Origin of the sequence: Pseudonocardia phyllosphaerae (assembly GCF_046546475.1) — a bacterium.
Lineage (GTDB): Bacteria > Actinomycetota > Actinomycetes > Mycobacteriales > Pseudonocardiaceae > Pseudonocardia > Pseudonocardia phyllosphaerae.
Genome location: NZ_JBKGXS010000003.1, coordinates 20,840 through 32,842 on the forward strand (window position 1 = coordinate 20,840; position 12,003 = coordinate 32,842).

Sequence of the window (12,003 nt, forward strand, 5' to 3'; positions counted from 1 at the left end):
CCCGCGGGAGTCGGCTCCCCGTTACAGCTGCGCGTCGAGCCGCAACAGCGCTGCCGCGAGCAGCTCCGCCCCACGCCGCAGGTCGTCGCTGTCGCTGTGCTCCTCCGGCGCGTGGCTGACCCCGCCGTTGCGGCTGGGCACGAACAGCATCCCGACCGGGCAGACCGTCCCGATCATCTGCGTGTCGTGGCTGGCGCCGCTGGGCAGCACCCGCGGTTCGACGCCGGCGTCGCGGCACACGTCGATCAGCGCCGACCGGATCTGCGGGGACAGCTCCTCCGGCAGGGTCTCGGCCATCGCGCGGCTCTGCAGCCCGACGCCGCGGCGCTCGGCGATCCGGGCCGCGCGGCTCAGGACGGCGTCGGCGGTGCGGCGCTGCCGCAGCGTCTCGACGTCGCGGATGTCGACGGTCAGCGTCGCCCGCCCCGGGATGGTGGTGATCGAGCCGGGTGACACGTCGAGCCTGCCGACGGTGATGCGGGTGCCGTCGTGCTCGTCGTCGCAGGCCAGTGCCTCGAGGTCGAGCACGATCTCGGCGGCCGCGCACAGGGCGTCGCGGCGCAGGTGCATCGGCATGCCGCCGGAGTGCGCGGCGGTGCCGGTCAGCGTGAGCTCGAGCCGGGTGCTGCCGGAGATGACGTCGACGACGCCGACCGGCACGTCCTCGGCGTGGAGGACAGAGCCCTGCTCGATGTGCAGCTCGACGAACGCGGCCCAGTCGTCGGCGTCCCAGCGTGCGTCACCGGCCGCGGCCGCGTCGAGCCCGAGACCGGTCATGGCCGCGGCGACGCTGATCCCGTCGGCGTCCCGGAGCCGGTGCAGGTCGTCGGGGCCGGTCAGGCCGGCGGCGATGCGGCTTCCGAGGCAGGCCTGCCCGAAGCGGGCGCCCTCCTCGCTCGCGAACGCCACGAACCGGATCGGGCGGCGGTGCGTCGTCCCGGTGCGCACGATCGCCTCGGCGACGACCATCGACGCGACGACCCCGGCGATGCCGTCGAACGCGCCGGCCGCGGGGACGCTGTCCAGGTGCGACCCGGTGCCGACCGCGGCCAGGCCGGGCTCGGTGCCGGGGTGCTCGGCGATCGTGTTGCCTGCGGCGTCGGTCCACACGATCAGGCCGAGGTCGCTCATGAACGCGGCGAACGCGGCGTGCGCCGAGCGCTCCAGCGGGGTGTACGCCAGCCGGGTCACGCCGGGCCCGGAGCCGGGCTCGGTGAGCGCGGCGAACTCGGCGATCCAGGCGTCGAAACGGGCGGCGTCGATCCGCACGTCGAGGTCAGCGGGCTGCATCGGAGGAGCTCCGTCCTGGTCGGGCGTCGTCAGAGGTGGATGCCGGCGCCGGGGCCGACCGGGATGTCCAGGCCGTAGAAGATCGACAGGATCACGATCCACGCCACCAGGAACGGCGCCGCGAACAGCGCGCTGCGGGCGATCAGCGTGCCGAGCTTCGCGTCGGGCTCGTAGCGCTGCAGCATCGTCAGGACCAGGACGAGCATCGGGTTCAGCGGCGACAACGGCTGGGTGATCGAGTCGCCGATCCGGTACGCGGCCTGGGTCACCGCGGGCGAGAGCCCGATCAGCATGAAGCTGGGGACCATCACCGGGGCGAGCAGCGCCCAGAGCGCCGACCCGCTGGTGATCAGGATGTTGAGCAGGCAGGTCAGCAGCACCAGCATGATCAGCGCGGACAGCCCGGTCAGGTGCACCGCGTTGAGCGCGGACGCGAGGTTGACCGCGAGGAACGTGCCGACGTTCGACCAGGTGAACAGGGCCAGCGCCTGGGCCAGCACCAGCGCGAAGACGATGTACGGGGCGATCTCGCGCAGCGACTGGGCCATCATCGACGGCAGCTGGTCACGGGAGGTCAGCGAGCGCGCGGCGACACCGTAGGCGATGCCGGAGATCAGGAACGCGCCGAACAGGATCAGCACCATCGCCGAGAGCAGCGGCGACGGGACGAGCGTGCCGCCCTTGCCCTGCAGCGGGCTGCCCGGCCAGACCCAGGCGACCCCGAGCACCGCCACGTAGATCAGCAGCGCGATGGCGGCCGCGACCAGGGCCCGGCGCTGGATCGCGTGCAGCTCGAGCGAGGTGTCGTCCTCGTCGGAGGGCACCGGCTCGGGGCAGCGGGGCTCGAGGACCTTGTCCAGGATGTAGCCGCCGAGCAGGCCGAGGACGACACCCGAGGTCAGCGCGAAGAAGTAGTTCATGAGCAGCGACGCCTCGACCGGGATACCGGGCAGGATCTGCATGGACTTCTCGGTGATGCCGAACAGCAGCGCGTCGGATGCGCCGACCAGCGCGCCGCCGCCGTAGCCGGCCGCGACGCAGGCGAGCGAGCCGACCAGTCCGGCGATCGGGTTGCGGCCGACCTTCTGGTAGACGACCGCGGCCAGCGCCGGGATGACGACCATGGCGACGTCGCTCATGACGTGGCCCTGGCACGAGATCACCGCGACGGCGTAGGGCACCAGTCCGCGTGGGACGTGGGCGAAGAGCGCGGCGATCGCGGCGTTGATCAGCCCGGTGCGCTCGGCGATCCCGACGCCCACGACGATCAGCATCACCGTCGCGAGCGGCGGGAACTCGATGAAGTTGTCGATGAAGCTGTCGAGCAGCCACAGCACGCCGTCGGCGGAGAGGAAGCCGCGCACGACGGTCGGCTCCGCGCTGCCGGGGACGACGACCGACGCGCCCAGCCAGGCGCCGACGGTCGAGCCGACGGCGATCAGCGCGAACAGGTAGAGGAACAGGTACATCGGGTGGGGCAGGCGGTTGCCCAGCCGCTCCACGCCGGCGATCGCCCGGTCCACGGGACTCGTCGTCGTCAGCACTGGTCCTCCTCCGTCGTGCTCTCGGGAATCCCATGACTGTGGACATATAGGTCGGATCGCGGATGAATCGGCGGGAAAACCGCAGTCCGGCTACGCTCACGCCGTGTCTCCCGCAGGGTTCGACGAGACCGACCTGCTTCTCATCAGCGCGTTGCAGGAGGCGCCGCGTGCCCGGTGGGTCGACCTCGCCGGAGTGCTGGACATCGGCGCGGACGCGCTGGCCCAGCGCTGGGAGCGGCTCAGCTCCGACGGGCTCGCCTGGATCGCCGTCGACGAGGTCCACCCGGGGAGCCGGTCGCTGACCTTCGCCCTCGTCGACGCCGTCGGCGAGGCCCGCACCGAGGTGCTCGGGCGGGCGGCCGCGGAGCCGCGGGTGCGGACGGTGCACCTCACCTCCGGCGCGCGGGCGGTCTGCCTCTACCTGGAGACGCGCGACGCCGCGGAGACCGCCCGCTGCGTGGAGGACACGATCGAGTCCGTCCCAGGCGTCACCGGGCTGACCGTGATCCCGGTGACGACCGCGATCACCTCGGGCGCGGACTGGCGCACCCGGGCGCTGAGCGATCAGCAGACCCGGGAACTACGCGGCCTCGGTGGCACCCCGGGACGTCCGGTCCGCGCACCCGCCGACCCGGTGAGCCTGGCGCTGCAGTCCGAGCTCTCGGTCGACGGCCGGGCCAGCGTCGTCGCGCTGACCCGGCGGCTGAACGACCGGCACGGCCTGGGCACCAGCGAGAGCACCGTGGCGCGGCGGCTGCAGCGCCTCGTCGACGACCCGTCGACCCGGATCCGGTGCGACGTCAGCCCCGCCGACCTCGGCTGGCGCGCGGTGACCATGTTCTGGCTGCGCGTCCCCACCCCGCTCGCCGCGGCGCTGGCCGGCAACGCCACCGCCACCCGGCGCCGGCTGCGTACCGAGCTGCCGGACGTCCGGTCCCTGATGACGACGATGGGCTCGGCGAACCTGCACGTCACGGCCTGGCTGCGCCGGGTGGAGGACGTACCGGGCTTCGAGGCGCAGCTCGTTGAGTGGCTCGGGGCCGGGGAGGTCGTGGACCGGATGCTGTGCCACGACAACCACAAGCGCATGGGGTTCGCGCTGCAGGACGGGCGCCGCGCGGGACCTCAGGACACCGGTTCCAGGAACTCCAGCCGGTTGCCGAACGGGTCGACGGCGTAGACCCGCCGGAACCCCGGGAAGTCGCCGTCCCACACCGCGTCCTGCCCGGACGCCCGCAGCCGGCGGACGATCTCGTCGAGGTCGGTGACCTCGATGCCGGGGTGGCCCTTGCGGGCCGGGGCGAAGTCGTCGTCGACGCCGAGGTGCAGCTCGACGCCGCCGGCTGGAACCAGGCCCCGCCACGGGCCGCGAGCACCGGCGGCTTGGGGATCTCGGCCATCCCGAGCACGTCGACGAAGAAGTGCCGCGCGTCGCCCTCGCGGCCGCGGGGCATGGCGAGCTGCATGTGGTGCAGGCGGGCGAACATGTGCGGAGTATGCGGCGTCAGCCGGTGAGGATCTGCTCGCGCAGGATGTCGGCGTGAGCACGACGACGGGCCGGCTCACGGATGCTGTTTCAGAGCCGGATCGTCATGAGCACGTTCGTCCCGTGAACCGGGTGCGGCTCTGATCGGCCGGTCTCGGTGAACCCGATCTTCGCCAGTACACGACGCGAAGCGACGTTCCAGTCCCAGACCGTGGCCCACAGGCGCTCATAGCCAACCGATCCGGCCCAGCCCAGGACCGCTGTCGAAGCCTCGGTTGCGTACCCCTAACCCCAGACGCGGCGCAGAAACTCGAACGCCAGTTCGGGTCTGCTGCAGCGGGCCTCCCATCACGACCATCTCGGAGCCTGCCCGCCCGGCGGGGGCCTGTCCGGCCCTCTAGATCAAGCGCCGCGCTCCTGAGATAGTACGAGCATGTTCAGCGCGTTTGGGCGGGATTTCTACCACATTGATGATCATCACAAGTCAGAGTTAGAGAGTTTGGAGTTCGATGGAACGATCACCAGTCAGCAGTTTGTTGAGGATCTCGACGATTTTGCATTAGTCCGATTTCGCCTGACCCCCTCCGAAATAATCCGCTATGTGGACGCAATGCAGGCTTACGATGAATGGATTCAGGGCGTCAAAGACGGACTTGACGACGACTCGGCACTTAGCCGAATCGCCAATCGTCAAGTTCGGATTGAGGCTGCCACATACCGACTTCGCAAGGATTTAGGACTTCCACCAGCTGCCTTCCTTGGCGAGGGATTGGAGGATCTCCTATGCTTTGAGGACGGCAACCGGCGCGAAGTGCTGGGCTCCGGTTATGAACGAGACAGGCGGCGGCTCGTCGACGAGGTGATCCAAGGTATACCCGCTGTCGTAGACCACCTAAGCCGACCCGGCGTGCAAGGCCTATCAGGCCAGCAGCTCACAAAAGAAGAGCAGATACGTGATTTACTGTATATCATGCTGCGGGGAGTTTTCCCCGACGTAACTATCGAGGATTCGGTGAGCAAATTCGCAGGGAGCGGAAAGCGAGTCGATCTCTCGATTGCCGGAGTTTCGACGGTAATTGAAGTAAAATTCGCAAGGCGCGAGAATGCGTCACGAATTATTCCTGAGCTGCATGTTGACATTGGAACGTACCATCGGCACAGCAGCTGCGATACTCTTCAATGCGTGATCTGGGATCCGAATCGGGTCGTCCAAGATCGATCTGCAGTGGAACGAGACCTCAGTGGCGCCCGAACCATTGACGGCCGCAAGTTCGTGGTGCGAGTTCACTTTGTCCCATAGCTGCTTGGAGTGGCCGCGCGTACGGCGGGGACCGGCCAGCGGCCGCACGCCCCGCCGTACGCGCGGCGCCACAGGCGCCGCCTTGATATCGAATGGAAGGTCTAGACACAGCGAACGCCGCCGCCGCTGTCGTGTCCCGGCTGATGCTTGACGTTCCGGTCTCACCTGATGCTTGAAGTTCGGGCCTGATCGGCTTTCCTGTCCGCTGTCCGTGCTGGTCAGCGGGAGGTCGGAGGCCGGGATTGGCCCCGGTGGACATGACCGTGGTCGAGCAGCGCTACCGCGCCGTGCTGGCCGTCGAGCAAGGCGAGCCGCGCTGTCATGTGGCGGCCCAGTTCGACGTCTCCCGGCAGACCCTGAGCCGACTACTTCGGCCGGAACGTCGCCCGGGCCGACGCTGCGGACGTACTGGAGCTTTCCGCAATACCCAGGGGTAGACCAGGGGTGGATCTTGACAAGGAGGCGACATCAGGTGCTTGACCTGGGACAATGTGGGCCCCCCGGGGATCGAACCCGGAACCCGCGGATTAAAAGTCCGCTGCTCTGCCAGTTGAGCTAAGGGCCCCTCGACCTGCCCGACGTCGTCGGGACGGTCCGCCACCGGATGCCGACATCCCCCCGGACGGTCTCGGCGGACCGATGGCCAGCCTACCGTCCGCGACCGGCGGGCCCCGTGGAGCGACGCGAGTGACACCGGTTCGGATCAGTCACCGCGGGCCCCGGCCACCGAAGATGATCACGGTGTCGACACGGACGAGTGCCAGCGCGTGCCCGAAATGCGGCGAAGTCCCACAATGCGAACATGATGCTCCGTCACGCAGCCCTGCCCGCAGCCGCACTCGCCCTCGTCGCCTGTGCCGGCTGTTCGAGCTCCGGGGTGCAGACGGCGTCGTCGTCGGGCGAGAACGCCACGCAGGTGTCGGCCACGTTCGCCCAGGGCGGCAACGGCCCGGCGTTCACCTACAACCCCGAGCTGGTCCCCGCCGGGTCGAAGGTGGAGGTCAGCTCCTCGTCGAAGGACGACGCGGTCACCACGACGCTCAAGGTCGAGGGCCTGAAGCCGAACCGCACCTACGGCGCGCACGCCCACGTCAACGCCTGCTCCCCCACCGACGGCGAGGCCGCGGGCCCGCACTTCCAGTTCGAGCAGGACCCGGTGAAGCCGAGCGTCGACCCGGCCTTCGCCAACCCGCAGAACGAGATCTGGCTCGACGTCACCACCGACGCCCAGGGCGCAGGTGAGGCGACCAGCACCGTCAAGGGCAGCTTCCCCGACGACCGCAAGCCCAAGTCCGTCGTCATCCACGAGAAGGCCACCGAGACCCACGCCGGGCACGCCGGCAAGGCCGGCAGCCGGCCGGGCTGTGTGAACGTCGAGTTCTGACCCACGCCCGGGCAGCGGCGGGCGGGGCGCCGGTCGGCGCGGGTACCTGGGACAATGGGGCCCATGACCGTGCAGACCGCCGTCCGTGCCGAGCGGACGGACACCCCCGCTCGCCGCGAGCGCGTGCTGCCACCGCTGCGGATCGGCCCCTACGAGGTCGACACGCCGGTGGTGCTCGCGCCGATGGCGGGCATCACCAACCCGGGCTTCCGCCGACTGTGCCGTGAGCAGGGCGCCGGGTACTACGTCTGCGAGATGATCACCTCGCGCGGGCTGGTCGAGAAGAACCCGCTCACCCTGCGCATGATCGCCTTCGACGGCGACGAGCACCCCCGCTCCATGCAGCTCTACGGCGTCGACCCGGAGTCGATGCGCCTTGCCGCGCAGTCGATCCGCGAGCGCGACCTGGCCGACCACATCGACATGAACTTCGGCTGCCCGGTCCCGAAGGTGACCCGCAAGGGCGGCGGCGCCGCGCTGCCGTTCAAGCGGAAGCTGTTCGAGCGGATAGTGTCCTCGGCCGTCGAGGGCGCCGGGGACCGGCCGGTCACCGTCAAGATGCGCATCGGCATCGACGACGAGCACCACACCTACCTCGACGCCGCGCGGATCGCCGTCGACTCCGGTGCCGTGGCCGTCGCGCTGCACGCCCGCACCGCGGCGCAGCGCTACTCCGGCCAGGCCGACTGGGAGAAGATCGCCCGGCTCCGCGACGCGGTGCCGGCGCACATCCCGGTGCTGGGCAACGGCGACATCTTCTCCGCGCAGGACGCGCTGGACATGGTGTCGCGCACCGCCTGCGACGGCGTCGTCGTCGGCCGGGGCTGCCTGGGCCGCCCGTGGCTGTTCGGCGACCTGGAGGCGGCATTCGCCGGCCGCGAGCTGCCCGCCCCGCCGAACCTGGCGCAGGTGGCCGCGACGCTGCGCCGGCACGCCGTGCTGCTCGGCGAGCACATGGGCCCGGACAAGGGCATCCGCGACGTCCGCAAGCACATCGCCTGGTACCTCAAGGGGTTCCCGGTCGGCTCGGAGCTGCGCCGCAGCCTCGGGCTCGTCGACTCGATCGACGAGCTCGACGAGCTGCTGGCCCAGCTCCCGCTCGACGAGCCGTTCCCGGCCGAGGCCGACGGCCCGCGCGGCCGGCAGGGCTCGCCTGGCAGGGTCACGCTGCCCGAGCACTGGCTCGACGACCCGGACGACCCGTCGGTGCCCTTCGGCGCCGATGTGGATCACTCGGGCGGCTGAGAACCCGTTACCCTGGACGGACCACCTCGTTGAGGCGTTCAGGGCACGTTTCGAGGCCGAACGGGTGCCTGCCGACACACTCATCTCAAGTGTCGCCACGGATCCGCCGATGACCTCTGCGACGATTCGTGGGACGGAGGTGAACGGTGACCGACACGGCGTGGACGGTGCGCAAGCTCGTGCGGTCGGCACGACGCGTCGTCGAGCCGTCCCCCGAGGCCCGCTCCGCCCCGTCCGCGGAACGTCCCTCCGAACCGCTCCCGGAGGTCACCGCCTCCGACGACGTGGTGGCGTCGACGCCGTCGGCGCAGGCGGCACTGCACACCGCCGCGGCCGAGCGCCTCGCCGGGAACGGCCGTTACGAGCAGGCCTACCTGCACCTGCGTGAGGCCGTACGGCTGCTGAACGGACTGCCGGACGGCCCGGCCGCGCCGAGCGAGGCCGAGCTGGACCGGCTGCGCCGCGAGCACGCGGAGGCCCACGAGCAGAGCCGGCGGGACAGCCTGACGTCGTCGTACAACCGGCGCTATCTCGACGAGCGCCTCGCCGACCTGCTGTCGGGTACCGACGGCCGCCCGGTCTGCCTCGCGCTGGCCGACATCGACCACTTCAAGCAGGTCAACGACACCCACGGGCACCCGTTCGGCGACCGGGTCCTGCAGCGCATGGTCGACGAGCTCGACGACGCGCTGCCCCGTGGCGCGTTCTGCGCCCGCTACGGCGGCGAGGAGTTCGCGCTCGTCCTGCCCGGTCTCGACTCCGACGCCGGGGTCGCGGCGTGCGAGGCGGCCCGGGAGCGCGTCGCATCACACGACTGGTCGGCGCTGCACCCCGAGCTGCGGGTGACGATCAGCATCGGGATCGCGCACACCGGTTCCGCCGACGGCGTCGACCCGCTGGTGGCCGAGGCCGACGTGCTGCTCTACACCGCGAAGCAGGCCGGGCGGAACGCGGTCGCCTACCGGTCCGGCGAGGGCCGGGTCGTCCTCGCCGGGGCGGCGGCCGGTCGTCGATCGGTCCCCCAGCCGGACCCGGCCCCGTACCGCCCCGGCCCCCGGCCGCACCTGCCCGCTTCGTAGACTCCCGGCCGGACCACGGTCGCCGGCGACCACGCGTGTGCCGGGCCGACACCGCGCACGACCAGCGCATGTGTGGTGCACGACGAGGAGGACGCGGTGCAGGACGGCGAGGACGGGGACGACGCGCGCTCGCACGGCGCCCGCCGGGCCGCGTCCGGTCCGGAGCAGCCGCCGCTCCCGCCCGGTGTACGACGCGTGCGGGGCGGCCGGGTGCCGCGCCGTCCCGGCGACCCCGTCCCCCAGGATCCCGCTCCCGGCCCGTCGAGCGGGCGGTACCCGATGGGGCCGCCGCAGCGGCCCGGTCCCGGTGCGGCTCCGTCCGGGCCGCATCGCGTCCCCGGGCCGCCGACCAGCACGAACTCCGGTGGCGTGGCACGACCCGCACCCCCGCAGGGCACCCACTCCGGTGGCGTGGCACGGCCCGCGCCTCCCCATGGCACCCACTCCGGTGGCGTGGCACGACCCGCACCCCCGCAGGGCACCCACTCCGGTGGCGTGGCACGGCCCGCGCCTCCCCATGGCACCCACTCCGGTGGCGTGGCACGACCGGCGCCGCCGCAGGGCACCAACTCCGGTGGCGTGGCACGGCCCGCACCCCCGCAGGGCACCGACTCCGGCGGCGTCGCACGGCCGGCGTCCGCGGCGCACCGCAGTGCCGCGGACTCCCGCGTCACCGAGGTCTTCGACGCGATCGTCCCCCGCCGCCTGCGCCGCCGGTACGCCGACGAGCTCAACGGCGCGACCCCGGACACGCAGGACGAGCCCGAGCCCGAGGCGGGCTCCGCCGCGGACACCGAGGCCCCCGTGCCGGAGCCCGGGAAGCCCGAGACCGGGGAGCCCGAGACCGAGCCCGACAACCCCATCCGTCGTCGCCTGCGCGTCGGCGCCGGGATCCTGGCGCTGGTCGTTCTCGCCGTCACCGCGTGGGGCTTTGTCGGCCGCAGCCGGATCGACGACGCCGTGCGCACCGTCCCCGCACTCGCCCCCACCTCGGACGCGATCCTCGACGCCGCGGCGCAGGCCGGCGACCGGAACGTGCTGGTCCTGGGCCTGGCGGCCGACCGCGCGAACAACGTCCCGGACGCCGCCCGCACCGACACCGCCGTCCTCGTGCACCAGCCCGCCGACGGCCAGGCCGTCGCCCTGACCATCCCCGGCACGCTCGAGGTCGCCCGGCCGCCGTGCCGGAGGTTCGACCCGGCTCCCGCCGCCTACGGCGACACCGTGCCCGCCGAGTCCCGCGTCGCCCTGGCGACCACCTACGACGTCGGCGGCCCGGAGTGCGCGGTCGGCGCCGTCCAGCAGCTCACCGGCATCCCGGTCACCGGGTTCGTCGCCTTCGACGTCGCCGGGGCCGACGGTCTGGTCCACTCGGTCGACGGCGTCGACGTCTGTGCCGCCGCGCCGGTCGACGACCCGGCCCACGGTGCGAGCGTCCCGGCCGGACGCACCGAGCTCGACGGTGCGGGCGCCCGCGGGTTCGCCTCGGCCGTCACCCCCGCGGACGCGGCCTCGCCCGCGGACCGCATCGCACGCCAGCAGCAGGTCCTCGCCGGCGCGCTGGGCTCGGCGCTGTCGACGTCGTCGCTGCTCACCCCGGGCGCCCCCGGGCAGGCCGCGCAGGGTGTGGCGGGCTCGCTCGTCGCCGACGGCGTGTCCGCCGGTGAGATCCTGAGCCTCGCCCGGCAGCTCGCCGGCACCGACGGCCCCGGCGACCTGATCTTCAGCCAGGCCCCGGTCTCCCCCGCCCCGAACACCCGCGGTCATCTCGACCTGCAACGATCCGACGCGCGGAAGCTGTTCGCCGCGCTGCGCGAGCACACTCCGCTGCCCGAGGGATCCGTCGCACCCGCGCCCCCGGCGGCCTGCGGCTGAACGGCACTCGACCGTTCGGCAGCCGGGTCGTCCACCGTTCACCCTCGGTTCACCGACCGCGGCTGCTGCTGCGACCCCGTCCCACTAGGCTCGGGGCATGCGGGACGCCTACCAGGAACAACTCGAGGAGCTCGCCGGCGATCTGGCGAAGATGTGCGACGACGCGGCACGCGCCCTCGAACTCGGTACCCGCGCACTGCTCGAGGCCGACCTCCACCTCGCCGAGCAGGTGATCTCCGAGGACATGCGGATCGACGGCATCCGCGCCACGGCCGAGCACCGCGCGTTCGGTCTCCTCGCCCTGCAGGCCCCGGTCGCGACCGACCTGCGCATCGTCGTCGCCGCGATCCACGGTGCCGCCGACATCGAGCGCATGGGCGACCTCGCGCTGCACGTCGCGCAGGCCGCCCGCCGCAGGCACCCGCAGGACGTGGTGCCCGACGAGATCAAGCCGTACTTCGCCGAGATGGGCCGGGTCGGCGTCGAGCTCGCCCAGAAGGCAGGCCGGGTGATCCGCAGCCGCGACCTGGAGGCCGCCGCCCAGCTCGAGTCCGACGACGACGCCATGGACGACCTGCACAAACACATGTTCACGGTGCTGATGGACCGGAACTGGACGCACGGGGTCTCCGCCGCCGTCGACGTCGCCCTGCTGGCCCGCTTCTACGAGCGCTACGCCGACCATGCCGTCGCCGTCGCCCGCCGGATCGTCTACGTCGTGACCGGTCAGATGCCGGGTCCGCTCGCCGTCTGAACCACACCGGTGTCACGTGCGTCGCACTCGTGCGTTTGGCCGGGAA

General features: G+C 71.8%; 10 protein-coding genes, 1 tRNA gene and 1 pseudogene. 8 read left to right on the top strand and 4 right to left on the bottom strand.

Features of this window, described 5'->3' with window-relative positions:
• Positions 1–21: 21 nt before the first annotated feature.
• Both ACLE50_RS08530 and ACLE50_RS08535 read right to left on the bottom strand, forming a co-directional pair.
• A complete protein-coding gene (locus tag ACLE50_RS08530; RefSeq protein WP_410942890.1) occupies positions 22–1,290 on the bottom strand; it encodes a Zn-dependent hydrolase in 1,269 nt (422 codons plus the stop codon).
• A 29-nt stretch (positions 1,291–1,319) separates the two neighbouring features.
• Positions 1,320–2,834, bottom strand: a complete 1,515-nt coding sequence (locus ACLE50_RS08535) for an AbgT family transporter (protein WP_410942891.1) — start codon at positions 2,832–2,834, stop codon at positions 1,320–1,322.
• A 103-nt stretch (positions 2,835–2,937) separates the two neighbouring features.
• On the opposite strand from ACLE50_RS08535, the gene ACLE50_RS08540 reads away from it, so the two are divergent.
• Positions 2,938–4,014 carry an Lrp/AsnC family transcriptional regulator gene (locus tag ACLE50_RS08540; RefSeq protein WP_410942892.1) on the top strand — a complete coding sequence of 359 codons (1,077 nt, stop codon included), beginning with the start codon at positions 2,938–2,940 and terminating at the stop codon, positions 4,012–4,014.
• A gap of 396 nt (positions 4,015–4,410) precedes the next feature.
• Here the strand turns inward: ACLE50_RS08540 and ACLE50_RS08545 are convergent.
• Positions 4,411–4,593, bottom strand: a pseudogene (locus ACLE50_RS08545) (GNAT family N-acetyltransferase); the annotation flags it as partial.
• A 160-nt stretch (positions 4,594–4,753) separates the two neighbouring features.
• Between ACLE50_RS08545 and ACLE50_RS08550 the strand changes: the two are divergent.
• Both ACLE50_RS08550 and ACLE50_RS08555 read left to right on the top strand, forming a co-directional pair.
• Positions 4,754–5,620 carry a PD-(D/E)XK nuclease domain-containing protein gene (locus tag ACLE50_RS08550; protein WP_410942893.1) on the top strand — a complete coding sequence of 289 codons (867 nt, stop codon included), beginning with the start codon at positions 4,754–4,756 and terminating at the stop codon, positions 5,618–5,620.
• 257 nt (positions 5,621–5,877) lie between these two features.
• Positions 5,878–6,057 (top strand): helix-turn-helix domain-containing protein, encoded by a 180-nt coding sequence (locus tag ACLE50_RS08555; protein WP_410942894.1) that lies wholly within the window; start codon positions 5,878–5,880, stop codon positions 6,055–6,057.
• Between the two features lie 55 nt (positions 6,058–6,112).
• On the opposite strand, the gene ACLE50_RS08560 is transcribed toward ACLE50_RS08555, so the two are convergent.
• Positions 6,113–6,185, bottom strand: a tRNA-Lys gene (locus ACLE50_RS08560).
• A gap of 237 nt (positions 6,186–6,422) precedes the next feature.
• Here ACLE50_RS08560 and ACLE50_RS08565 point away from each other — a divergent pair.
• The 5 genes from ACLE50_RS08565 (at position 6,423) to phoU (ending at position 11,957) form a co-directional block, all read left to right on the top strand.
• Positions 6,423–7,004, top strand: coding sequence for a superoxide dismutase family protein (locus ACLE50_RS08565; RefSeq protein WP_410942895.1), 582 nt, complete (start codon positions 6,423–6,425; stop codon positions 7,002–7,004).
• Positions 7,005–7,067: 63 nt separating this feature from the next.
• Entirely contained in the window at positions 7,068–8,249 is a 1,182-nt protein-coding gene (dusB, locus tag ACLE50_RS08570) for a tRNA dihydrouridine synthase DusB (protein ID WP_410942896.1), read from the top strand.
• Positions 8,250–8,395: 146 nt separating this feature from the next.
• Positions 8,396–9,328, top strand: a complete 933-nt coding sequence (locus tag ACLE50_RS08575) for a GGDEF domain-containing protein (RefSeq protein WP_410942897.1) — start codon at positions 8,396–8,398, stop codon at positions 9,326–9,328.
• Positions 9,329–9,865: 537 nt separating this feature from the next.
• Positions 9,866–11,203, top strand: a complete 1,338-nt coding sequence (locus ACLE50_RS08580) for an LCP family protein (RefSeq protein WP_410942898.1) — start codon at positions 9,866–9,868, stop codon at positions 11,201–11,203.
• A gap of 97 nt (positions 11,204–11,300) precedes the next feature.
• Entirely contained in the window at positions 11,301–11,957 is a 657-nt protein-coding gene (phoU, locus tag ACLE50_RS08585) for a phosphate signaling complex protein PhoU (protein ID WP_410942899.1), read from the top strand.
• The last annotated feature ends 46 nt before the right edge of the window (positions 11,958–12,003 follow it).